The 23,664-nt window shown below is 46.0% G+C and carries 20 protein-coding genes; 3 read left to right on the top strand and 17 right to left on the bottom strand.

What is annotated here, in order from left to right; translation table 11 throughout:
• Positions 1 to 295 precede the first annotated feature (295 nt).
• Positions 296 to 2,530 (top strand): hypothetical protein, encoded by a 2,235-nt coding sequence (locus R8N49_RS01510; RefSeq protein ID WP_132936384.1) that lies wholly within the window; start codon positions 296 to 298, stop codon positions 2,528 to 2,530.
• A gap of 141 nt (positions 2,531 to 2,671) precedes the next feature.
• On the top strand, positions 2,672 to 3,667 hold the full coding sequence (locus R8N49_RS01505) for an ABC transporter substrate-binding protein (RefSeq protein WP_132936383.1): 996 nt from the start codon (positions 2,672 to 2,674) through the stop codon (positions 3,665 to 3,667).
• An 82-nt stretch (positions 3,668 to 3,749) separates the two neighbouring features.
• Here the strand turns inward: R8N49_RS01505 and R8N49_RS01500 are convergent, their stop codons facing one another.
• The 7 genes from R8N49_RS01500 to R8N49_RS01470 all read right to left on the bottom strand — a co-directional run bounded on the left by R8N49_RS01500 (position 3,750) and on the right by R8N49_RS01470 (position 11,539).
• On the bottom strand, positions 3,750 to 4,127 hold the full coding sequence (locus R8N49_RS01500) for a nuclear transport factor 2 family protein (RefSeq protein ID WP_031777276.1): 378 nt from the start codon (positions 4,125 to 4,127) through the stop codon (positions 3,750 to 3,752).
• Positions 4,128 to 4,270: 143 nt separating this feature from the next.
• Positions 4,271 to 5,002, bottom strand: coding sequence for a DUF3726 domain-containing protein (locus tag R8N49_RS01495; protein WP_132936382.1), 732 nt, complete (start codon positions 5,000 to 5,002; stop codon positions 4,271 to 4,273).
• Entirely contained in the window at positions 4,999 to 6,735 is a 1,737-nt protein-coding gene (locus R8N49_RS01490; RefSeq protein WP_318189855.1) for a hypothetical protein, read from the bottom strand. Before R8N49_RS01490 ends, R8N49_RS01495 begins: the two co-directional genes overlap by 4 nt.
• 101 nt (positions 6,736 to 6,836) lie before the next feature.
• Positions 6,837 to 8,438 (bottom strand): BCCT family transporter, encoded by a 1,602-nt coding sequence (locus R8N49_RS01485; RefSeq protein ID WP_005375792.1) that lies wholly within the window; start codon positions 8,436 to 8,438, stop codon positions 6,837 to 6,839.
• Between the two features lie 109 nt (positions 8,439 to 8,547).
• On the bottom strand, positions 8,548 to 9,537 hold the full coding sequence (locus R8N49_RS01480; RefSeq protein ID WP_258490097.1) for a dipeptidase: 990 nt from the start codon (positions 9,535 to 9,537) through the stop codon (positions 8,548 to 8,550).
• Positions 9,538 to 9,606: 69 nt separating this feature from the next.
• Positions 9,607 to 11,067: an aldehyde dehydrogenase family protein gene (locus R8N49_RS01475; RefSeq protein ID WP_025767670.1), complete on the bottom strand. Its 1,461-nt coding sequence runs from the start codon at positions 11,065 to 11,067 to the stop codon at positions 9,607 to 9,609.
• A gap of 73 nt (positions 11,068 to 11,140) precedes the next feature.
• Positions 11,141 to 11,539, bottom strand: coding sequence for a RidA family protein (locus tag R8N49_RS01470; protein ID WP_025767669.1), 399 nt, complete (start codon positions 11,537 to 11,539; stop codon positions 11,141 to 11,143).
• Between the two features lie 155 nt (positions 11,540 to 11,694).
• Between R8N49_RS01470 and R8N49_RS01465 the strand changes: the two genes are divergently transcribed.
• Positions 11,695 to 12,585: a LysR family transcriptional regulator gene (locus R8N49_RS01465; RefSeq protein WP_005375788.1), complete on the top strand. Its 891-nt coding sequence runs from the start codon at positions 11,695 to 11,697 to the stop codon at positions 12,583 to 12,585.
• An 80-nt stretch (positions 12,586 to 12,665) separates the two neighbouring features.
• On the opposite strand, the gene R8N49_RS01460 is transcribed toward R8N49_RS01465, so the two are convergent.
• From R8N49_RS01460 to R8N49_RS01415, 10 genes are all read right to left on the bottom strand, one after another.
• A complete protein-coding gene (locus R8N49_RS01460; RefSeq protein ID WP_025767668.1) occupies positions 12,666 to 13,772 on the bottom strand; it encodes an NADH:flavin oxidoreductase in 1,107 nt (368 codons plus the stop codon).
• 670 nt (positions 13,773 to 14,442) lie between these two features.
• Positions 14,443 to 15,357, bottom strand: a complete 915-nt coding sequence (cyoE, locus tag R8N49_RS01455) for a heme o synthase (protein ID WP_033906955.1) — start codon at positions 15,355 to 15,357, stop codon at positions 14,443 to 14,445.
• Positions 15,318 to 15,629 (bottom strand): cytochrome o ubiquinol oxidase subunit IV, encoded by a 312-nt coding sequence (gene cyoD / locus R8N49_RS01450; protein WP_005375783.1) that lies wholly within the window; start codon positions 15,627 to 15,629, stop codon positions 15,318 to 15,320. The genes cyoE and cyoD overlap by 40 nt, the downstream gene beginning before the upstream one ends.
• Positions 15,629 to 16,231, bottom strand: coding sequence for a cytochrome o ubiquinol oxidase subunit III (gene cyoC / locus R8N49_RS01445; RefSeq protein ID WP_005375782.1), 603 nt, complete (start codon positions 16,229 to 16,231; stop codon positions 15,629 to 15,631). The genes cyoD and cyoC overlap by 1 nt, the downstream gene beginning before the upstream one ends.
• Positions 16,221 to 18,257 (bottom strand): cytochrome o ubiquinol oxidase subunit I, encoded by a 2,037-nt coding sequence (gene cyoB, locus R8N49_RS01440; RefSeq protein ID WP_005375781.1) that lies wholly within the window; start codon positions 18,255 to 18,257, stop codon positions 16,221 to 16,223. Before cyoB ends, cyoC begins: the two co-directional genes overlap by 11 nt.
• 5 nt (positions 18,258 to 18,262) lie before the next feature.
• Complete coding sequence (cyoA, locus tag R8N49_RS01435) at positions 18,263 to 19,144, bottom strand: ubiquinol oxidase subunit II (protein ID WP_005388604.1); 882 nt, start codon at positions 19,142 to 19,144, stop codon at positions 18,263 to 18,265.
• A gap of 798 nt (positions 19,145 to 19,942) precedes the next feature.
• On the bottom strand, positions 19,943 to 20,701 hold the full coding sequence (locus tag R8N49_RS01430) for an SDR family oxidoreductase (RefSeq protein ID WP_005375778.1): 759 nt from the start codon (positions 20,699 to 20,701) through the stop codon (positions 19,943 to 19,945).
• A 110-nt stretch (positions 20,702 to 20,811) separates the two neighbouring features.
• A complete protein-coding gene (gene mmsB / locus R8N49_RS01425) occupies positions 20,812 to 21,717 on the bottom strand; it encodes a 3-hydroxyisobutyrate dehydrogenase (RefSeq protein WP_005375775.1) in 906 nt (301 codons plus the stop codon).
• Positions 21,718 to 21,728: 11 nt separating this feature from the next.
• Positions 21,729 to 22,868 (bottom strand): enoyl-CoA hydratase/isomerase family protein, encoded by a 1,140-nt coding sequence (locus R8N49_RS01420; RefSeq protein ID WP_186585218.1) that lies wholly within the window; start codon positions 22,866 to 22,868, stop codon positions 21,729 to 21,731.
• 8 nt (positions 22,869 to 22,876) lie between these two features.
• Positions 22,877 to 23,662 carry an enoyl-CoA hydratase gene (locus R8N49_RS01415; RefSeq protein WP_318189854.1) on the bottom strand — a complete coding sequence of 262 codons (786 nt, stop codon included), beginning with the start codon at positions 23,660 to 23,662 and terminating at the stop codon, positions 22,877 to 22,879.
• Between the last annotated feature and the right edge of the window lie 2 nt (positions 23,663 to 23,664).

The following is a 23,664-nucleotide window of genomic DNA, read 5'->3' as shown; positions in this document are numbered from 1 at the left end:
TGGTTTGAAGAGTTAGTTTTAACTGAATTTGTTGAAGAAAAATCCAACAACATGGTGACGACCGAAACAAGGTTAAAATGGTGGTTATTTTTGTGCTGACGTGTAGAGGAAGTTTTGAGTCTATGAGGATGATCTATTCCAAGTACACCCGCTCATTTTTGCACAGCATCCCCTGTTAGTTTTCCTGTAAAGTCCTCTATGGCAGGGTCCTGATTACGACTTCGCGAATGGACTATAATTTCTCTTTGTATCTGACTCTTAATTTGAGTCATCTAAGTATTAATGGGATAACTCCATGTTGAAGTCGCATTGTTTTTCTCTCGTTACACTCATTTCTTTGAGCTTGCTTTCTGTACCCAACGTTTGGAGTAGAACAGCAATCGTATTACCTGGGTTGCATGAACAGGGTATTGATCTTCAAGATAAGCCTATCTCTGCTGCCGCTGCACTTGAATGGGAGTTGGATAATGCCGATATCGTGTTTGGAGCTTACGAAAATAAGAGTGATAACGAGCGTGTAAAAGCGCTTGGTTACATGTACAACCAAAAGCTGGAACTTAACTCAGGTTGGCTGGAAAACGATATACGTAACCAAGCAGAACTGAATGGAGTTGACTACGAAGATTTCTTTCTCCACTTTTCTGAAGACACTATCCTAGCTGAAGTCGACTCAAGCCATGGCGAGAATACTCTACTCAATCGAAAACCGATGATCGTTGGCTATACCGCCAGCGCTGACCACGCCGGTTTTTGGCTATATCAACCACCGCCATGGGATGCTGATGTATTCGGTCAGGCGAATAATGGTGGTGCCCTCTATGTTTATCACTCAGAGAAGTTCGACCGCTTAACCTTTACGTTTTCTCAGTTTGCTCAGGGTGGCAGCTTTACGATTGAATACCCTCCTGCTATCGACTCGTTTGGTCAGGTAACTGAATGGAAAAGCTTCGCGATTAAAAAAGACAAAACTGAGAACATGACTAAAAACCAAACAGTAAGCTGGTCTGTTCCTTTGGATTGGGTTCGCGCTACAACGCATGATGGTAGCGGAAAAACTTATGGTGGCGGTCAGTACTTTGGCTCCACCTTTTTACGCGACGGCGGCCGCCTTTACGTTGCGAAAATTACTTGGCATGACGACAACATAGAAAACCGCCCACGTCTCGAAAACATTCAACTCAAAGATAGCTTCCCTGCCGTCAATATCTCAGGAGCACCAACGGAGACACCTGAAGGTCAAACCATTCAACGCTGGCGTAAAATTCGTGGCTTCGACAAATCTGCAGATCGAAACCAAGACAATTATCTTTCTTGGAATGAATACAAAAACCGTTCAAATAAGAATGCAACCGCACGATTTCGTTGGGAGTCACGCGTTATTCCATTTGGTCGTATGTGGAATCAAACCTCTTCTTGGGCATTGACCAATCTCGGCAATCCCTTTTTTGCCAATACAATGCGCCACTCTTACCAAGCTGAATGGGCGAAACAAGGTTTAAATGGTGCGTACAACGACGATACGAATAAGTTACTCGGTGCAAATCAGTTCTACATATATTCCGGAGGCACAGTGGATGAACTTGGTTTGGTGGCGGGTAGCCAAGCTGCTGACGATGCTTACAAAGCGCAATTCTCGGCGTTCTTGAATAAACTGGCAACGCTGGATGAAGATGCGTTAATTGGCCTCAACATAGGTACGGCAAACTTATTCGGTCGTAATGGGCAAAACCACTTGGTTAACGCTGGCTCCTTGTACTTGCGCGAGCACTACCTTTTCCCTGCTACCGGCTTTAGTGGCTATGCTGGCTTGACTAAATTTTGGGATAACTCTGCACTCGCCAAAGCTGGCCAGAAAGTGATTTATCAAGCGACCACGCGTTATGGTCGCGTTCAATACTTTGGTAACACAGAAAACAATTGGAAACAGGACCAATACTCTGCACTAGCGGTGTTCTACTTAAACTATCACCCTGAGCGCATTTACTTTAATCAGTGGAACAATGGCTACTTATATGGAAGTAATAACGCAACAAGTGACAACTTCTGGAAGGCAGGCGTACCAAAGAATATTGCTTATCAACCTAGCGCCTTGCTTGCCGTTGATTTGGGAGAGCCTGCCAATCAAATACCAGAGGGGTATCAGGCGACTCCGCTAATGATGTCCACCAGCACGCCCTATCCTGCCGATTACACGGTGATTGGAGATGCTTCTATGAGCAAAGTGGCTCATCCTGACTTGCCTAATGGCGCTATCGATTTGTTACCAACCCATACGTACTTTGCGTATCACTCAGACGATACGGTAGTGATGCATGGCCCTACAGAGATGGTGTTAGCCCGCGAGTTCACCAAAGGCCGAGTTCTGTATCGAACTGATTTCTTTGGTAAGAATATCGATTATTTCTCCTCACCGAAGATAACTATCGCACTTCCAGAGCCTATGCGACCTGTAGATCAAGACGGTAACATCGGCGACTATGTTTCTCATATTGAGATTGGCGGCTACGAAGGAGTGTTCTTGCTGTATTAACTCCCTTTCAACACGCCTCACCAAACGCTTCATAAATCACCGTTTTTATGCTTAACGTCACTGAAAAAAACTTGTTCACTGAATCTTTATAAACCGATGTATATACTGAAGTAAATGACAACGACAAGGAAATTCAGTCACATGAAGACGACACCTTCAATGCTCTCTGTTCTGCTGCTATCAGCATTATCTACTCATGCAAATGCAGACGAATGCGGAAAAATAACCATCGCAGACATGAATTGGAATTCGGCCAGCTTAATGGCGCACATCGACCAATTTGTCTTAAATGAAGGCTACCAGTGCGATGCGGAATTGATCCCTGGTGATAGCGTTCCTACAGGCACCTCTATGATTGAAAAGGGGCAACCTGACGTTGCGCCAGAGTTATGGACAAACGGCATTAAAGAAGCACTTGATAAAGGGATTGCGGATAAACGCTTGCGCATCGCTAGTGAATCGCTTGTCAATGGTGGTGAAGAAGGTTTTTGGGTTCCCGCCTATCTGGTAAAACAGTATCCAGAACTCGCGACGATAGAAGGCGTCATCAAGCACGCCAAACTATTTGAACACCCAGAGGATGATGACAAGTTCGCGTTTTATAGCTGCCCTGCTGGTTGGACATGCCAAATCACCTCCGGTCACTTGTTTAATGCATTAGGGTTAAGTGAGCACGGCTTTGAGATGGTTGACCCAGGATCTGGCGCAGCATTAGCTAGCACCATCGCCAAAGCCTATGATCGCAAAATGCCTTGGTTTGGTTACTACTGGTCACCGACCCCCGTATTGGGCAAGTATGATATGGTCAAAGTGGATTTTGGTAGCGGAACAGATTTAGAAGAGTATCGCAACTGTACCACTCAGCCTGATTGCGCTTCACCAAAAGTAACAATGTACCCACCTTCTCCAGTTCGCACAGTAACAACTGAGGCGTTTGCGAGCAAAGAACCCCAAGCATTCGCGTACTTGCAGAAACGCGGATTTACCAACGAGCAAATGAGTGAAATGCTCGCATGGATGGAAGATAACTACGCGGACGGTGAAGAAGCGATGTTTTACTTCTTTAATACCTACCCTGACTTGTGGAAAGGCTGGGTATCTGAAGACGTCGCGGCGAGAATCGAAAAAGCGCTTTGATGATTAATACTTAAAGTGCCACAAATCATTTAACCTCCCATACCGTTTGAATAAACGGCATGGGAGACTCGTCAACGACTCGTTAATACATGGTGTGACCATTCAATGTTTCTTTGGGTATCTCTTGCAGAGCGTCCCAATGTTCAACAATCTTCCCATTATGATCAAAACGAAAGAAATCCATCGTCACGTATTCAATATCATTAGGCCATGTTTGGTGAGTGTGTAGTGCCACCAAGTTCCCTTCAGCAATGGCTCGCACAAACGTAATATCTTTATCGGGATACTCATTTTGCATCCGCTCAAAATACTCGATAAAAGCCTCGGGGCCATTTCCAACTAATGGATTGTGCTGGATGTACTCATCACCTACGTAGTCTTCAACTGCCTTTCTTGGGTTACCTCTATAGGCGGTTTCGTAAAACGCAATGGCATTTCTTTTATTCTCTTGCAGATCCATTTTTCTTACCTGTGTTGCTCCATCTTGCGGATAACGGTAATCATAGTCTTTGAACTTCAGAAGTGACTGAACATCGCGCACAAAAAAAGGCCGCTAAACAGCAGCCTTCATCACTTCTACTTGGAATCATCGCCTTTCATAGCTTAAACCACACCACCAGCACCGAGCATAGAACGCTCACTGTTCTCCACCAGCAACGCGGTTGCCGTTTGTTTCAGTGTTTCCCATTCTTGGTCTTCGACAAAGATACCATTTTGCCAAGAAGCTTGTTGCGTACGGCTTAACTCATCGCCTTCAATGTGGGTGGTATATCCTTGTGCACTTTTCTCGATATCGAAATCGTTCACGGAGAGCTCGATAACCATACTATGCAAATCCGTATCATGCCCATCAAACTGATCCGAGAAAAAGACTTCTGGTGCGATTCGTCCGCGGTTTAACACATAAAGCGTTCGCTTGGGACTAGAGCCATTGACCCACTGTGCTCGACACGCGATGCCTTTCGCAGAGAGCTTCAACAACTCACTGAAACCCAACCAACGGTTATGACACTGTTTCAACGTAATGGTAATCGACTTACGGTTGATCATTTTCTCGAGCGCGAAATCCAACACCGCGGGTAAATGACACGCTACACTCCCGTTGTGCAGTTCTACCTCTATGCTTGACGGCGTGCTGTTGGTCACCGATACGGCGCAGTCTGAATCTAACCCAAGAAACAGACTCGCGTTATTAAAATGGCGAACTCCATGTAAGCCAACCATTTGCAAGTCCGCCACCATGTTCGCAATGACATCCGCCTCACCACAGTGACGGCGCATGCCAAGAAATGCCTTACTAACGGCGGCCACCAATTCGTTGTGAGAGACGATCATAATTCAAATCCTCCACTGATTTTTTGATTATCACTTTGCGCAATTTCGTCACGCGGCGGCATGCTAGGGAAAATCCATGTGTCTGCCAGTTTAGGGTCGTGAATTTCATCTAACAACGGCGCACCTTGGAAGAAAGTTACTCGAACCCAACGATCCGAGCGCGGATCAAACTTAGTCGCGCCAAAGATCGCCAATTTACAGCGCAGTAAGTGCATTGGTAACGCATCTTTACGCAGCACATTCATTTGAATATCCCCCATCGCACGGTTGCCTAGCGTCCATACGCGACGTGTGATCGAACGATAAGCCGGTTTTTGCAATAGAAACTCTGCTACGGACATTTCTACATCACAGTCAAGCAAGGCCTGGTACAAGCGATTCACTTGTCTGCCGATATCAAGCGGCAGTTCTTTTTCTTCTCCAGCCTCTTCCCCGCGAACACCAAGCCTTGGCTCTTCTTTATCTTGTGAGCGATACCAGAACCAGTAGTTGTTCTCGGCTAGTGAGTAATCCGCATCAATCGCCCAGCGGTACTTGCTTTGCAACACTTCCAGTAAATCTTGGATCTTTTTCCCGCCCGGAATCGATAACGTTTCATCCGTATTCATTTGGCTAGCAAATTCATCCACTAAAGATGGGTAGAGTTCGATCAAGCAAGAGGTGAGGATTTCTTGGGCTTCCACACTCATTGTTTTCTTTTGCTCGACCAAACTCGCCCAGTTCGGATGTGATGCCATTAACGTTGTTAGCTCTGATAGCAGTTGTTTGATGTCTGCTATCGCTTGGTGATTGAGCCTATCTTGATGTTCATTGATGGTGATGACTTGCTCTAAATGACGCTGTGCTTTTTGTAGTAATCCTTGCAAAGGAGCATGGAATGAAGCTTCACATGGCATCGCAAAGACTCGCGCTACCGCACGTTCGCGAGAGGTCATCCATTGGTCAACGATGCACGGGTGATTAATCAAGTATGGAGCCATGCCTAAGCCAGTCGCATTGCCGACACCAAGGTAGCGCTGCAAGCCACGATGCAAAGCCACCGCGTTGTCGCCACCTTGTTGAAGTGCCAGATAGTGCACCCAATCTAGGCTGAATTCACGCAACATATATACGGCACACATTTGCGCACTAAAATACTGGCTGAAATCTGAGTTGTTCTCTAACAGTTTGAAATCGGCGATACCAAACTTTCCGTTACCATAAACTGCTGTGGTACGCAGGATATAACCCACTTCCGCTAACTCTTTCGGCTCAGGCTGCTCGCCTTGAGAAAGTGCGCTAACAATGTGCTCAAACACGCGCACACTTTTATTTGCGCGAGCAAGAACAAGTACGTTGTTTGGATTACGTCCCGCTTCTTGCAGCGGTACATTTTCTCGCAATCTTTCCAACAAAGTAACATCAACATCGCCTTGAACCAGTGCAAATGTGACGTCCCACTTTTCAGCAATTACGCGATCATTACGCTCGTCGTCGGCAATTTCATCACAGAATACCACCAAATGATAAACGTGCTCTGGCGTGGTCAATTTGTAAATCACATGACCATAACCACGAGGACAAAGCTGCCACTCATGCTTGGTTACTTGCCAGTTTTGGCTTGCCATATTACGAATCAGACTGCGTACAAAGCTGATTCGGTTTTGGTGCATTGCGCCAAGCCTTTCGGCTGCCATGACAATCGCTGCATCGCGCATAGTTGCTTCCGTATAAGTAGAACGATGTGCATCCATTTTGCTCACCACCTATTTGTTATTGTAAGAATACTAGGGTTTGTGCGGATGCAGGAGGAAAACACCCGCACAAGCTCCACGTTGTTTGAATTAGATAATTGTTATAGCCCTTGCTCTTTCGCCATTTTGATTGCGATTTGCGGCGCATTCCAAAGTGACGGTAACAGAATCAACGAAACCGGAACCGCGGTAATCACAATGAAAGATTGCAGTGCAGAGATGCCACCAGAGCCAAGAGAAATCAGGATTAGTGCCGTCACACCCATCATTACGCCCCAAAAGGTACGGATGATCGCATTCGGCTCCGTTTCACCACTGATCACGACACTGATTGTGTAGGTCATTGAGTCGCCCGTCGTGACGATGAAGATCGTGGTTAAAATCAGAAATAGAATTGAAGTCAGCATTGGCATTGGTAGTTGCTGAGTCACCGCAAGCAAAGCACCTGGCAGGTTAAAGCCTTCGAACGCCGCACTCACGCTACCCGGTTCAGCAATTTCAAACGCAAGACCTGAGCCGCCCACAATCGTGAACCAAAAACAGGTGGTTAACGGAGCCACAATACTGATGGTGGAAATGACTTGTCGGATAGTTCGACCACGGGAAATACGCGCAATAAAAATTGCCATCATCGGACCATAACCAAGGAACCAGCCCCAGAAAAATACTGTCCACCAGCTTAGCCAACCTTCATCACCACGGTAGGTCGCCATTGGGATAAAGTTATCCAGCATGCTCCCTACACCTTGAATGTATCCGTTAAAGATAAAATTCGTAGGGCCAAAAAACAGGATGTAAACCATCAATGCCATTGCCAGAATCACGTTGTAACGACTAAGCAGTTGCATACCTCGGCTTAATCCACTGAGTGCTGACAAGGTGTAAAGAGCAATCGCAAACAAGATGATGATAAGCTGAGTGGTAAAGCCATCAGGAATATCAAACAGCGCATTTAACGCGTAGCTAACCTGCAAGCCTAGAAACCCAATGGGCCCGATGGTGCCCGCGGCTACCGCGATAATGCAGCACGCGTCAATCAATGCACCGAGTTGGCCTTTAAGTGCTCGTTCGCCCAAGACTGGGTAAAGCAAAATACGGGGTTTTAGTGGTAAACCTTTGTCGTAATGTAGGTGCATCACCACGATGGAAGTTAAGCTACCTACAATCGCCCAAGCTAGAAAGCCCCAGTGCATAAAGGATTGTGACAACGCATTCACCGCACCTTGCTGCGGGTTATCTTGCGCGCCGTACAAAGGGGGTGGGCTAACATAGTGTGCGATAGGCTCAGCCGCGGCCCAGAAAACACCACCACCAGCCAATAAGGTACAGAAAATAATCGCCATCCAGCGGAAAGAGTCCATTTCTGGTTTTGCAATCCCGCCCAACATCACCTTGCCTGTTCGCCCTGCAGCCAAGCCAAGACCAATAAGAAAAGTGAGAAGCAGCAGTAACTGCCAGTATGGACCAAACACCTGAACTGCCCAGCTAAAACCGGCGTTAACGATCGTAGATAACAGCTCGCCGTCATAAAGTGCAATAGCAACGAACAACGCGATGAAACCACCGCTATACCAAAAGGCCGGGTTATTCAGTCCTAATTTGTCCATCGTGTTTTCTGTTGTTGATGTGTTGTGTTTTACTTTTGACTTACCCGATGACACGCTCATCGTGGAAGCTTTCATGCTATTGGTTAAATCAGACATACTCTGGCTCCAGAGGTTCTTTGCAGCAGCCAAAGACTGGCTACAAATGTGAGTTTTACGCCTGCCGTATTGTTATTATGTGGGCAGGCGGTTCCTACTTTGGGGAATGCTATGAAATAGGCTCTAATCCTTCTTTAAGGAAGTTGAACCAGTTTTCACCCAATATTTTTCCAGCCTCAGATTCACTGAATCCGTGATCCATTAATCCGTTGTAGATGTTCTCCATCCCTGCGCTGCCGCAGAACCATGGCAGCGCATCTGGCCATCCCGAGTTACTTGCTGAACCTTCGCCGTAATCCATCGCTTTTGACCAACGCCCGTTGCGCATCCATTCCAACACTTGTTGCGGCTGATTTAGGCACAAATCGCTACCGATACCTAAATGGTCAACGCCAAACATGTCTGCGGTTTTCGCAACCATCTGGCAGAAATCATCCAACGTGCACTGGCTGCCATTTGGCAAATGGAACGGATATAAACTGAATCCAATCAAACCACCGCGCTCCGTCAGTGCTTTGATCACGGTATTAGACTTGTTGCGCAGTGCGTCATGCGCAAACGTCGGGTTAGCATGGCTGATACAAATTGGACGCGAAGAAAGATCGATGGCTTCCAACGTCGAACGCTCTGCACTGTGGGACATATCAATGATCATTCCGACTCGGTTCATCTCTTCAATCGCTTGCTTACCAAAGCGAGTTACGCCGGAATCGTTTTTTTCGTAACAACCTGTCGCCAGTAAGCTTTGGTTGTTGTAGGTCAGTTGCATGATCAGCAGGCCTTGGCGGCGCATCACTTCAATCAGACCAATTTCATCATCGATAGGTGAGCAATTTTGCGCGCCGAAGAAGATGCCGACTTTGCCTTCTGCTTTGGCTTTTTCTACATCTGCCATTGAATAAATAGGCATGATGAGGTCCGCATTTTGCTCGAAGCGCAAGTTCCACTCAGCAAAACGCGTTAAGGTTTCGCGCGCAGTTTCGTGGTAGACGATGGTGGCATGAACGGCGGTAATGCCACTCGCCTTAAGCGTTTGGAAATACTCTCGATCCCAATTGCAGTACTGCAATCCGTCAATCACAATCCGTTGTTGGTACATAACCACTCCTTAAACAATTTCTTAGCCTTTTCGTGCGGGCAATTGACACCATCAGTTACCCTGCCGATCTTAGTAAGGACGCTGATAAGCGGTTTTCACTACGGTGTAGAACTCTTTGGCGTACTGACCTTGCTCACGAGGACCAAAGCTAGACTCTTTACGGCCACCAAATGGAACGTGATAATCTGTACCCGCAGTTGGCAAGTTAACCATGACGCAGCCCGTTTGGACTTGCTGTTTGAAGATCGCGCTATTACGCAAGCTTTGCGTGATAATGCCGCCTGTCAGGCCAAAGCGCGTATCGTTCGCGACTGCAATTGCCTCATCCAGATCAGAAACGCGAATCACGCTCGCCATTGGCGCAAAGACTTCTTCTTGGTTCACTTCCCAGCCATTCTGTGTATTTAAAAACAGAGTTGGTGACATGTAGTAACCGTCATGCTCTAGGCTCAGACGCTCACCACCGAAAGCCAGCTCCGCGCCTGCTTGGCGTGCGTTTTCGATCCACTCAAAGTTCGCATTCAGTTGGTTACCATCAACCACTGGGCCCATGAACACGCCCTCTTCCAGTGCGTGACCCACTTTAAGTTCACTCATGCGTTTGATTAGCGCTTCAACATACGCGTCGTGAATTCCGTCCATAACCACAAGACGAGAAGACGCGGTGCACTTTTGACCTGCACCCGAGAATGAGCCTGCGATTGTCGCTTCGACAGCAATCTGAATGTCTGCATCATCTGCCACTACGAGCGCATTTTTGCTACCCATCTCTAGCTGACAACGCACAAAATTTGGTGCCGTTGCCGCTGCAACTTTACGGCCAGTGTCCACAGAACCAGTGAAGCTAACGCCGTTCACGTCCTTCGAATTGATAAGGGTATTACCGACTTGCGAACCGCTGCCCAAAACGAGGTTAAACGTGCCAGCAGGTAAACCTTGGCGATGGATAATCTCTGTCAGCGCAACGGCACTTGCTGGGGTTAGGTTGGCAGGCTTCCAGACGACGCTGTTGCCAAACGCAAGTGCTGGCGCGATTTTCCAAGCCGCTGTTGCTGTTGGGAAGTTCCAAGGAGAGATAATGGCGATAACGCCGACGGCTTCGCGAGTAACTTCAACGGAGACACCTGGACGGACGGAAGCAGCGCTATCGCCAATTTGACGCAGAACCTCAGCAGCAAAGTATTGGAAGAATTGGCCAGCACGGTAAATCTCACCTCGACCTTCAGCAAATGGCTTACCTTCTTCACGCGAAAGCAAGGTGCCCAATTCGTCACATCGTGCAATGAGCTCATCACCAATCGCTTGTAGCACTGCTTGCTTGCGCTCGATTGGTGTTTTTTCCCACTCTGGCTGCGCTGATTTAGCCGCTTGAATCGCTTGCTCTACTTGCGACACACTCGCTTGTGCGAAATCGCCAATGTTTTCGCTGATATCAGAAGGGTTAATATTGGCGATGGTGTCCATGCCCGATTGCCATTCACCTGCTATATAGAGGGATTTTTCTGCTTGAACATTGTTAATAAAAGTCATGGTTCTTTCCTTGTTCTTCCGATTTGTGATGGCAAGCCACTCACTCACTGATCTCTAATTATTCTCGTTGGATTTATTCTGGTTGGCTTGCCGACGCGTAGACAACAAACTCCACCAACATCTCTTCTCGCGCTAACCCTGCAACCACCATGGCGGCGCGATTTGGGTACGGCGCTTCAAAATATTCCGCGTACACTTGGTTAACGGTCTTTAAGTATTCTCTGTCAGTCACATAAATCAGGACCTGCAACACCGAGTCCAAAGACTCCCCTGCACACTCCAGGGTGTGAATGAGATTGTTAAAGGTTTGACGTGTTTGTGCTTCGATACCGCCTTCCACAATCGCGCCTGTGTCATCAATAGGAATTTGAGCCGTATACAGGGTTCCGTTGTTGACTATCGCCCATTCAAGCGGCGCTTTAGAAGCAAATAGACTGGTTTTAACTGGGTGTTTTTTAGTAGGAGTATTCACGTGCCTTTCAACCTTTGTAACAGCTTTGTTTCAATATGGTTAAATAATGCACATTGACAGGCGATAAATCTAACGGTAAATTTTTGACATTTGATAAATTAAACTTATCACTCTGTTTAAAATAACGTAAATAAAGGGATTAAGAGGCATTAGGGATGAGTATTAAGCTTCAACAATTAATGCATTTTGTGATGGTAGTCGAGGAAGGAGGCTTTCGAGCCGCTTCACATCGTGCAAATCGTTCTCAGGCGGCACTGTCAACATCGATAAAAGAGCTTGAAAAAATTCTAGGGCAAACGCTGTTTGAACCCGGAAACAAAACCAAATTGACCCCGTTTGGTGAAATTTGTCTGCCCAAGGTGGTTCAGTTTCTCAATATCTACAGTGCGCTGGACAACGATCTCAAAGCTGCCGCGGCCGGACAGCAAGGGAGAGTGCGAATTGCGAGCGTTCCTTCTGTTGCAGCGAAACTCATCCCTAGCGTGTTGGGTGCCTTTTGCGAGCAGTATCCAAATGTAGAAGTAAGCTTGATCGATGATAACGCGGCGGGCGTCGAGGCTCGCTTACTCTCCGGTGAAGTCGACTTGGCGCTCGGTAACCCCTCTCACCTCGATGAGGGCGGCATTGACTTTACGCCGCTGTTAGCCGATCCAATAGGCGTGGTGTGTTTAAAGGACAACCCTATTGCAAGTCATCCAGAAGGAATCGAGTGGCAAACTTTGTTGGAACAACCCTTTATCCGTAACGGCACTTGTACGCTTCTCGATCCAACCCCAGCAAGAGCTCTGAGTCAGCAAGCGCTCTATTCGGTCGAAAATATTACTTCACTGTTTTCTGTCTTAGAACTTGGGATTGGTGTCACGACCCTACCGAAGCTTGCTTTCCCAACCAATGAAACACGCTTGGTTTGGATTCCGCTTATCGATCCACCACTTGAAAGGCAAATTGGTATATTTACGTTAACCGATCGCACGATCTCGCCTCAAGCTAAAGCATTTCACGATCTTTGTGTGCATTATTTAAACTATCAAAAAGAAGATAAATAATGGTTCGATTAACATGCGGATAATTAAAAGCCTCCATATTCAGAGTGGAGGCTAATTTGTATTTGTGTATTCGCTTCGTTCTATTTTTTGCGACGATTTCGGTTCTTATACACCACGCAAAAGTTACCACGCTTGGTACGACACTTTGAGCAACGTTCACAATCTACTGGTGCGCGATTGCCTTCTTTCCAACGTTTGATCAACTGTGGCTCAGCCAATAAAGGGCGTGACACAGCAAAAAATTGGATACCTGTGTTTTCTGCAATTTTCTCAATCGCATCAATGTCGCTCAGCCCGCCGACAGTAATCACCGGTATGCTAACGTCCTGACTGATCACGTGACCATATTCGTGAAAGTAACCTTCTTCTTGTAGTGTGTAACCATCGAACGTTTGACCAACAAGTTCGTTTGCTTTGCCGTGAACATTGCCAGATACGATGATCGCATCAACGCCTATTTCTTCAAGTTTCTTGCAGACGACGCGAGTTTCATTGAACGTTAAACCGCCGTCAAAGAACTCTGTTGCCGTCAGTTTAACGAGGATGGGAAATTCGCTTCCAACCAGCTTTCTGGTTTCAGAATAAATTTCTAAAAGAAAGCGCATGCGATTTTCTAAGTCACCACCATATTCGTCTTCGCGACGATTATAGTACGGGCTTAAAAACTGGTTAATTAAATAAGTGTGCGCCGCATGAATCTCTACGCCGTCAAAACCAGCGTCTTGAGCACGTTTACTCGCCAATGCGAATGCCTTTACGATGTAGTCTATTTCGTCCTTTGTCATCGCTTTGCCTTGCGTATTTGTACCACGCTCAGGCACGTCACTCGGAGCGAAGATGACACGCTCACCGACGTTATGGGTGGTTTTGGTGCCACCGTAAGCAATTTGCATCACGATTTTAGAATCTTGTAGATGTACTAGCTCTGTTAGCTTTTTGTATTCTTCAATAAAAGAGTCGTTGTAGATCCCCATCATACCTGCGTTGGGTTTCTCTTCTTCAACGATATTGGCATAACCCGTAACAATAAGCCCAACTTCCCCTTTCGCAAGCGTTTCGTAAATATCGTAAAGCTTTACCGTCATGTGACCATCTTCGGTCGCCATGTTCTCCCACGTTGCGCTTCTCACAAAACGGTTCTTTAGGGTCATGTTGCCAATTCGGGCTTCGGAAAACAAAATGCTCAAAACCAGTCCTCTTAAAGTTGTCTTTATGTTTTATCTTTTCGCAAGTAAACAAGAACGAAAAAGGAACAGCGATACACGATGTATGGCTGTTCCTTCTCTGAATCCTTGAGACCTGCAAACTACAGGCGCACCTTAATGCCTCGGAGACGACAAAACTTTAATCTGGGTTAAGGTTTGGTGAGTTTTTAGATTATGTAAAAGGATGATTCTTAATCGTGTTCATTTCACTGGAGCTAAGGTGCTTCCTTACCCACTTTCAGTCGTAAAACTTTTGTATTTCGCTAGCTGGTGATTCAACTCAAACATTCACATTGTTAGTTTGTATGCTGCTATGGGAACTAGCACTCTCCCCAAATGTTTACATTACAAACTATCGATATTGAATTTTCATATGGCGAATAGAGTTATTGCGCTGTTTATACTTTTTAGCTTAATAGTCACTATCTCTTGGCATTATTACGCGTCAGCGAAAACGTGCTTCACTATGTTTTACACACTGGTTGTTTTTGCTTTTAGATATGAATACGTGATAGTGAAGCTAGAGGAGGAGCAGGAAAAACAGGGAAAATAAAGAACAATAGAAAGTTAAATGACCTTACTTCTAGGTAAGGCCATTCATGCATTCAGCAGCAAAAGATATTGGCGCTTAGCAAACGCTTAGGTTTGGTTGTTACAGAGCTAGAGGAATCAACTCGACACCAAGCACACCACTGATCCCCATCACCACTAGCAGTGAGACTTTAAACACCGACTTTGACCAAGCGATATAGTTGTTGTCATCAATGCTGCGAAAGGTCACTTTCGTCCACATAAAGCAAACAACCGCTGCAACCGCTAAGTATTCATACCCGGCTTCACCTAGTAAAAATAACCCCAATGATGCTGCTCCAAACGCCACGACATACGCTTTCATGTGTCGATGAGCTTTATGAATGCCCTCTTTAACTGGCAATACGGGAATCCCGGCTTCTCGGTAGTCTTGCATGCGGAACATGGCAATGGCATACGAGTGCGGCATTTGCCAGAGACAGAACATGGTAAAGAGTAAAATCGCTTCCAAGCTAATGAAGTTTGTTACCGCTAAGTAACCCACCAATGGCGGAACTGCGCCTGAGATACTTCCCACTAAGGTTCCATACACCGAGTTACGTTTGTACCACATCGTGTAAAAGAACACGTAATACACGTAGCCAAGCAACACGACGACAGCGGATAGTGGGTTCACTCGGATAAATAACAGTGCGGTTCCTACCAGCAATAAAGCAAGTGCATAAACAAACGCAATATCGATATTGATGTTGCCTTTCACTGTTTCACGATTTCGTGTACGTGCCATCTTTTGGTCGATATCACGATCGAAAATATTATTCACCACACAACCTGAAGCGATGACTAACCCAACACCAACTAACGTCGTAACGAACAGCATTAGACTGGCTGGTTCTGTTTTTGCGGCGAGGAAGAACCCCGCCGCAACAGAAATCAGGTTGCCGAAAATAATGCCCGGTTTAGTGATAGACAAATAACTTTTCAGCATACCTTGACCTACAACTTCATGTTGACGTTCATGTTGTAGATGATCCATACCGAGCCAGCGATAAGGATAAGTACAACAATGGCGGTAAACATCAGTGATACAAGGTTCCAACGTCCGTCGGATGTTTTTGTTTCCATGTGCAAGAAGTATTTAAAGTGAACAAATATCTGCACTAATGCACATCCAAATAGAATCGCATAGGTCGTTGTATCTGGTAATGATTTCGTCCAAACAAAGTAGAACGGAATTACCGTCAGAATCAGTGAGGCAATAAAGCCTTTCACGTAATCTGACGAACTGGTTTCTACATGTTGATCCATTACATTACCCCCAGTAAGTAAACGATGGTAAAGACACAAATCCAAACGATATCTAGAAAGTGCCAGAATAGGCTTAAGCAGTTAAAGCGCATTGCCATATTGTCGTTCAGACCTTTCGTCGACAGTTGATGATACGCTACCGCTAACCAAATCAGACCAAAGGTTACGTGCAGGCCGTGCGTACCAACCAACGTAAAGAATGCCGATAGGAATGCACTTGTTTGTGGCCCATAGCCTTCTTCAATCAGGTGATGGAACTCATAGACCTCCATACAGATAAAGCCAAGACCAAGCGCGAACGTGACTAACATCCAACGTTTGAGACCAGCAACGTTGTTGCGCTTCATCGCGATAATGCCAAAACCAAATGTGATACTGCTAAACAGAAGCAGCATGGTTTCGACAAACACGAATGGGAGTTCAAAAATGTCTTTACCTGTTGGACCCGCAATTGAATTGCTCGACAGCACAGCGTATGTCGCGAACAAGGTCGCAAACAGTACACAGTCACTCATCAGGTAAACCCAGAAGCCAAATAGCTTGTTGCCATTCGTGTCATGGTGGTGATCATGGTCGTGATGTGCTGCGATATTAGTTTGCATACGTCACCTCCAGATCATCTTTACTTTCGCTGTCTTTCACTGAGTTTTTCTTCGCTTCTTCAAGCTGAGCTCGACGTTCGGCCTCAATTGCTTTGATCTCTTCAACTTCCACGTAGTAATCCACATCATCGTTATAGCTATGCTGAATACACGTCACGATAATACCGACCAAACTTGCCGCCGCTAGCCACCAGATGTACCAAATCATGCCGAAGCCAAATAGGAGCGACCAAGCCGACACGTAGATGCCTGTTGCCGTGTTTTTTGGCATATGAATACGTTCGTATTCCACTTCTTTAGTTGGATCGAACTCGCCACTTTGTTTCTGGTACCAGAAGGCATCCAGCACATCACCTTTTGGTAGGTGCGCAAAGTTGTAGAACGGCGGTGGAGACGATGTTGCCCACTCAAGAGTACGTCCACCCCACGGGTCACCAGTTAAATCACGATTTTGCTCGCGGTCACGGATACTCACGTAAATTTGGATGAACTGAGACAATACGCCCAGCGCAATCACAACCGTACCTGCTGCGGCAATCGACAACAGTGGGAAGTATTCTGGGTTGATGTCTTGGCTTAAACGACGAGTCATCCCCATAAAGCCCAGCGCATAAAGCGGTAGGAACGCCATTAAGAAACCAATAATCCAAAGATAGAACGCACGTTTGCCCCAAGTTTCATTCATGGTGAAACCGGTCGCTTTCGGGAACCAGTAAGTGATCGCAGCGAAACATCCAAACACCACACCACCGATGATAACGTTGTGGAAGTGAGCGATAAGGAATACTGAGTTATGCAGAACGAAATCTGCACCCGGAACAGCCATTAGTACGCCCGTCATACCACCAACAGTAAAGGTGATCAGGAAACCCACCGTCCACATCATTGGCGTCGTAAAGCGGATGCGGCCTTTGTACATGGTGAATAGCCAGTTGAAGATCTTCACCCCTGTTGGGATAGAAATGATCATCGTGGCAATACCGAAGAAGGCATTTACGTTCGCGCCAGACCCCATCGTAAAGAAGTGGTGTAGCCAAACAACAAAGGCAAGAATCGTGATAACTACGGTAGCCCAAACTAGCGATGTGTAACCGAACAACTTTTTACGTGAGAAGGTTGCGGTGACTTCTGAGAACACACCAAAAATTGGCAAGATCAAAATGTACACTTCTGGGTGACCCCAAGCCCAAATCAGGTTGACGTACATCATTACGTTGCCGCCAAGATCATTGGTAAAGAAGTGCATGCCTAGGTATCTATCCAGCGTAAGCAGAGCGATAGTCACCGTTAGGATTGGGAATGAAATGATGATCAAAATGTTTGCACACAGAGACGCCCAAGTGAAAACTGGCATCTTCATCATTGGCATAGACGGTGTACGCATACGCAAAATGGTCGCGAAGAAGTTCACGCCTGTTAACGTCGTACCAACACCTGATATCTGCAGCGCCCAAATCCAATAGTCGACCCCGACTCCTGGGCTTGCCTCAATACCTGAAAGCGGCGGATACGCTAGCCAACCTGTACGACCAAATTCACCTAAGCCGAGAGACATGTTTGTTAGGATGACACCAACAACAAACAGCCAGAAGCTCAAGTTATTCAGATACGGGAAAGCCACGTCACGTGCACCAATCTGCAATGGCACGATGATGTTCATCAAACCAATGACCAATGGCATCGCTACAAAAAAGATCATGATCACGCCGTGGGCAGTAAAAATTTGATCGTAGTGATGCGGTGGCAAGTAACCTGCTTCACCCGCAGAAGAAAGGAGTTGCTGACTACGCATCATGACTGCGTCAGCAAAACCACGAACAAGCATCACCATCGCTACTGCGATGTACATGAAGCCAAGTTTTTTATGGTCTACTGAAGTAAACCATTCATTCCACAAATATTGCCACTTTCCGGCTTTGGTCACCGCGTAAACTACGGCTAAACCAACCAGCGCCACAACCGCTAGGGTGATGACGATAATAGGTTCGTGGAATGGAACTGAATCAAGAGTTAATCTTCCAAACATTACGATTATCCTTGGTTTTCAGGCAAACAGTTCATTGAACCAGGATGCTGAGTCACAACGTCGGTGAACAAGAACGGAGGAACGCTAGAGAACAAAGTGACTGGCTCTGCGATACTTGGCGCTGCCAGTGAGCTGTATTGCTCCCAATCTTCAATACGATCAGGGCTCGCCTTCACTTTCTGCACCCAATTTAGGAACGCAGCACGATCAGACATTGCTGAAGCTGTGAACTTCATTTGCGAAAAGCCTTCGCCGCTGTAGTTCGATGCAAAACCCTTGTAGTCACCTTCGTGGTTCGCTATCAGGTTGAGCTTGGTTACCATTCCTGGCATCGCGTAGATCTGTGTACCTAAGCGAGGGATGAAAAACGCGTTCATGATGTTGTCCGAAGTCAGTTTGAACTGCACTGGCACGTCTTTCGGGAACGCCACATAGTTCACCGTCGCAATGTTTTCTTCTGGATATATGAACAACCATTTCCAATCGAGTGACACCACTTCGATGGTCATTGGTTTAACATCACTTTCCAAAGGTTTGGATGGCTCTAGTTCATGAGTTGAACGCCATGTGATCGTCGCAAGAATCGCAATGATGATGATTGGAATTGTCCATACCACCACTTCGATTTTGGTCGAGTGTGACCACTCGGGTGCGTACTCTTCTTCAGTGTTAGAGGCGCGGTATCGGTAAGCGAAGTAAATCGTCATTAAAATCACAGGGATTACAACGATCAACATCAGCAAAAGAGCAGTAATAATTAACTCTTTTTCTTGCACACCAATGGCACCTTTGGGGTCAAGTAAAGCTGAATTACATCCTGAGAGCATAAGTATGACGGACGCCAAACTTCCCCTCGACAAGATGCGTTTATATCTTGAGGCTTCCATTAACTTTCTCGATGGTTGTCTGGTTTCAAAGCAGATGCCAATCAAAGTAAATAAAAGCTCACAAATAGCGCAGAGGTAATGTATGAGAACAAGAAAAAACTTCGATAAGTAGTTATTCTACTTACAATTTTTCAACTTCGTCATCAAGCATTTAACCAGCTAGAATGAACCGTTATTTGCTACGATACGATTGGTATCAAGCCAAGAACCAGTTGTTATAGTCATTAGAATGTTTATGTGTTGAGCATGAGTAACGTCGGGCTCAGAGCGAAACAAAACGGAATTGAGTGGAGATCAAAACCACACTCTTAGTGTGAGTTTATTGTTACACTTTGAAACACTATGTTACATTTGGCGCATTATGAGGAGTAAAAAGTTAAAGCTCATTAGCCACAACTGGAAACTAACCTTCCATTAATGGAAGTTACACACTTTAAATCGAATATTAACCTCAACACGAATTTCTCGTGCTTCAAAAATTAATTATTTAAAAACAAATAGTTGAAACTTAAAATTGATGAGACTGACTATCAACTTCATTTACGCAGATAGCCTTAATGAGAAGCGGAAACTAAAAAACCAAAAGTGTGATCAGCATCAAACTAATGATTTCACTTAATATTTGAGTGGTATTTACATCTCTTTATTGGATTGCGAGAAATCATTCTCAAGGTAAATCCAAACATAAGTTGTAAATACATTTGGGTTGCGCAGAATTAGCACTCCACAACATAGAAAATGTTGAAATGGAAAGAAACTTATTATTCAGGTCTATCAGAGCCTTATTTAAGTGGTCACTTACATACGAATACCGCCATCCACTTCTAAAACCCTGCCAGTAAAGTAATCACTCTCAATAATGTATTTTACTGCATGCGCGATTTCGCTTGTTTCGCCCATCCTGCCAACTGGGATCATCTTTTCTAATCGCTCTATGGCTTCTGGTTTCATTTGCTCTGCCATCGCGGTATGAACTACACCTGGTGCAACCGCCGCCGCGCGAATACCGTATCTTGCGAGCTCACGGGCCCATGTTGTCGCCATGGTCGCGACCGCCGCTTTTGACGCAGAATAATTGGTTTGTCCGATATTCCCTGCTCTCGCAACACTAGAAATATTGATGATAACGCCTTGGGAGCCACTCTCAATCATCTTGACGGCAGCTTCACGCCCACACAAAAATGTTCCTGTCACGTTAACGTTCATGACCAAATTGAATTGATCTAAAGACATCTTACTGATCACGCCATCTTTTGCTTTTACAAGTAACCCATCTCTTAACACGCCAGCGTTATTGACTAACCCATTGAGTTGACCAAAATCTTGGATAATCGCTTCAAACGTGGTTTCAACATCGATTTCGTTGGTGACATCCACTTGATATGTCAACGCTTTCGCACTCAGCATTCGACACTGCTCTTGTGTTTCCATTAAGCCACTGGCGTTTACATCCAATAACGCTAAATCAGCGCCAGCTTGAGCAAGGGTAATGGCCATCATTTGCCCAAGCCCCTGCCCTGCTCCTGTAATGGCAATAACACTACTTTTTATGTCCATATTGGTGCACTCCATAGCTCGTAATGTTCTATACCTCAACCAGTCTAAGTTGGCCGAAATGATGCGCATTTTACGTCACCATCTCGGGCTGGTTTGTCACAAAACTCGGTCTAGCCTTTCTTACTCTTGTATAACTCAAATAAGCTTGAGAAATCGAGCTCGCCGTGGCCGCTCGCGTTGTGGAAAGAATATAAGTTGCGCGCTAACGACCCCATCGGAACCGAAGAATGTGTTTGTAACGCCGCATCTAACCCCAAGCCGAGATCTTTTAGCATGAGTTTGCTCATAAAGCCCGGTTGGTAATCGTGACTGGCTGGCGCACTGTCCATCACGCCTGGGCAAGGATTGTAAAGCTCCAATGCCCAATTTCGGCCAGAGCTTTGCAGCATGATGTTTGATAGCACTTTTGGATCGAGTCCATGATCGATACCTAGGTTTAATGCCTCGCACGTACCAGACATTAAAATGCCGAGCATAAGGTTGTTACAGATTTTTGCCATTTGACCATCGCCTGCTTTGCCAGCATGGAAAACATTTTTTCCCATATACTGCAAAATCGCATTGGCTTTAGAAAACGCTTGATCCGAACCACCAACAATAAAGGTTAATGTCGCCGCTTTAGCGCCAGCAACGCCCCCCGAAACGGGCGCGTCGACAAACAACACGCGTTTATTTGCCGCTTCATTGGCGACTAATCGCGCAGAGTCCGGATCAATGGTTGAACAATCAATCATCAAGGTACTTGGCGAGACAAGATTGAGGACACCTACGCCACCGTGTAAGTCACCAAGATACACGGAACGAACGTGAGACCCTGCTGGTAGCATCGTGATGACTGTGCTAGCACCATCTACTACCTCTTCGATAGAGCTCGCCACCACCGCACCAAAAGGTACTAGTTGCTTTGCGGCTTCGCTATCGACATCGAATACTTGCACGTTAAATCCAGACGCGAGTAAGTTTTGCGCCATAGGATGCCCCATCCTTCCTAAACCGATAAATGCGATGGTACTCATGATCATTCTCCTTATTGACCTAGTGTTTGTTCACCCAAATTAGCAAGCGGATGCTCGTTATCTGACCAAAGCGAGGTAAACAAAGTATCGATAACATCTTCATCGACTTCACTGACACTGTTAAATATCCAGCTCGGCTCGCCATCCCGGTCAATGAGCCGAGAACGGACGCCCTCTTTAAACTCACCTAATAAGGCACTGCGAACCGACAAACTCAACTCTAAACGGAAGCAATCTGCAAGCGGTAAGCTGTGGTACTCTTTCACTTGTCTGAAGCAAATATGCGCGGTGATCGGACTGCCTGCGGCGAACGTTTGTTTCGCGTTTTCTATCCACTGACTGTTCCCGTCGATAGCCATGATTCGCTGTGCTATCGTATTAAGATCAAAGCCTTTGCACGCTTCCTCTATCTGATCTAAGTATGGACAAATTTGCGTGGTTGGTTTGCTATCAATAACTTGTTCTTCCATTAACTGTAGTAGTGCAGTTACCAACTCTTTCGCATCTTCTTTGCCCCACTGGAGCCGCTTCAGCTCATCCAGTAAGGTGGGATACTGCTCTTCCAACAGTAACCAATCGGCCAAACCAATAGTGACAGCGTCACTTGAATTAACCATTGAACCTGTCAATCCGAGGAATAAACCCACTTGCGGATCTATCTGGCTTAAAAACCACGTACCTCCCACATCAGGATACAGTCCGATATTGATTTCTGGCATAGCAAGGCGTGATGTTGTTGTCACAACTTTATGGCTGGTTCCCATAAAAAGCCCCATCCCACCGCCCATGACAATACCTTCTCCCCAACCGATAATGGGTTTGTTGTAAGTGTGGATGAGATAGTCACACTCATACTCCAACGAGAAATAGTTCGTACAGAACTCTACGATTTTTTCTTTACTCTCGTTATGCATGACGTGATACATAGCTCGAACATCACCACCAGCACAGAATGCTTTTTCTCCAGCGCCAGTCAGTACCACACAAGCCATATGTGGATCATCTTGCCACTTGATAAGCTGATCGTTAAGTTGGACTAACATGTCATACGTCAATGCATTCAATGAAGCGGTGTTGTCTAACGTTGCGATGCCAATGCGGTGCACGCCATCTAAGCACTCTATTTCACTAATGGTTACCATCCCTGCCATGTGGCCTCCTATCGGTTTTTCCATTGCGGTGGGCGTTTTTCTAAAAAGGCGCGAACACCCTCAACTTGATCTTCCGTATCAAAAAGATTCAGAAACAAATCTCGCTCTTTCATTAAGCCGTGCTTAAGTGGCGCAGAGCGCATATTTTGAATGAGCGCCTTACATGCGGCGACAGAAGATGGTGACTGGTTCGCAACAGATTCAGCAAGTTCCAGCGCTTTACTTAAAGCTTCACCTTTGGGAACCAACTCCTCAACTAGGCCTAGTTCTTTTGCTTTGTCAGCGCTGACTTGCTCTCCACATAAAATGATACGCTTTGCCCAGCCTTCCCCTACTAACGCTGTGAGGTTTTGGGTACCGCCAGCGCAGGGCAAAAGTCCGACTTTGGCTTCAGGTAAAGCAAGTACCGCTTGCTCTTCAACGACTCGAATATCACAAGCTAATGCCACTTCTAAACCTCCACCCATGGCGTAACCATTAATAGCGGCAATGGAAACACCACGGAATTCCGAGAGCGTTTCAAAGGCTTCACCAAAGCATCGCGCCATGTCTAACGCAACCGCTTTGTCACCGTCAGAAAATAGCTTGAGATCTGCACCAGCAGAGAAAAACTTTTCTCCACTGCCGGTTAAAACCAGTGCGTAGACCTGCTTATCATTGTTAAGTGTGAGTATCAGCGACTTCAGTACCTTGAGGCTCTCTGCTGTCCACGTATTGGCTGGCGGGTTGTTCATCGTCACCACCGCAACGTGATTAGTGATCGTATGTTGAATGGCTTCTTGGGTTAATGGCATAT

This window comes from Vibrio sp. 1978 (assembly GCF_033344345.1).
The sequence above is the reverse complement of the archived record's forward strand: the minus strand, read 5'-3'. Positions and strand labels throughout refer to the sequence as shown.

What these genes read in the sequence shown, in the direction of transcription:
- cyoE (WP_033906955.1), bottom strand. Translation starts at nt 15,357, where the DNA reads ATGGATCATCTACAACATGAACGTCAACATGAAGTTGTAGGTCAAGGT.
- R8N49_RS01510 (WP_132936384.1), top strand. Translation starts at nt 296, where the DNA reads ATGTTGAAGTCGCATTGTTTTTCTCTCGTTACACTCATTTCTTTGAGC.
- mmsB (WP_005375775.1), bottom strand. Translation starts at nt 21,717, where the DNA reads ATGAGTACCATCGCATTTATCGGTTTAGGAAGGATGGGGCATCCTATG.
- cyoD (WP_005375783.1), bottom strand. Translation starts at nt 15,629, where the DNA reads ATGGATCAACATGTAGAAACCAGTTCGTCAGATTACGTGAAAGGCTTT.
- R8N49_RS01465 (WP_005375788.1), top strand. Translation starts at nt 11,695, where the DNA reads ATGAGTATTAAGCTTCAACAATTAATGCATTTTGTGATGGTAGTCGAG.
- R8N49_RS01485 (WP_005375792.1), bottom strand. Translation starts at nt 8,438, where the DNA reads ATGTCTGATTTAACCAATAGCATGAAAGCTTCCACGATGAGCGTGTCA.
- cyoB (WP_005375781.1), bottom strand. Translation starts at nt 18,257, where the DNA reads ATGTTTGGAAGATTAACTCTTGATTCAGTTCCATTCCACGAACCTATT.
- R8N49_RS01500 (WP_031777276.1), bottom strand. Translation starts at nt 4,127, where the DNA reads ATGGATCTGCAAGAGAATAAAAGAAATGCCATTGCGTTTTACGAAACC.
- cyoC (WP_005375782.1), bottom strand. Translation starts at nt 16,231, where the DNA reads ATGCAAACTAATATCGCAGCACATCACGACCATGATCACCACCATGAC.
- R8N49_RS01415 (WP_318189854.1), bottom strand. Translation starts at nt 23,662, where the DNA reads ATGCCATTAACCCAAGAAGCCATTCAACATACGATCACTAATCACGTT.
- R8N49_RS01475 (WP_025767670.1), bottom strand. Translation starts at nt 11,067, where the DNA reads ATGACTTTTATTAACAATGTTCAAGCAGAAAAATCCCTCTATATAGCA.
- R8N49_RS01505 (WP_132936383.1), top strand. Translation starts at nt 2,672, where the DNA reads ATGAAGACGACACCTTCAATGCTCTCTGTTCTGCTGCTATCAGCATTA.
- R8N49_RS01430 (WP_005375778.1), bottom strand. Translation starts at nt 20,701, where the DNA reads ATGGACATAAAAAGTAGTGTTATTGCCATTACAGGAGCAGGGCAGGGG.
- R8N49_RS01420 (WP_186585218.1), bottom strand. Translation starts at nt 22,868, where the DNA reads ATGGCAGGGATGGTAACCATTAGTGAAATAGAGTGCTTAGATGGCGTG.
- R8N49_RS01490 (WP_318189855.1), bottom strand. Translation starts at nt 6,735, where the DNA reads ATGGATGCACATCGTTCTACTTATACGGAAGCAACTATGCGCGATGCA.
- R8N49_RS01495 (WP_132936382.1), bottom strand. Translation starts at nt 5,002, where the DNA reads ATGATCGTCTCTCACAACGAATTGGTGGCCGCCGTTAGTAAGGCATTT.
- cyoA (WP_005388604.1), bottom strand. Translation starts at nt 19,144, where the DNA reads ATGGAAGCCTCAAGATATAAACGCATCTTGTCGAGGGGAAGTTTGGCG.
- R8N49_RS01480 (WP_258490097.1), bottom strand. Translation starts at nt 9,537, where the DNA reads ATGTACCAACAACGGATTGTGATTGACGGATTGCAGTACTGCAATTGG.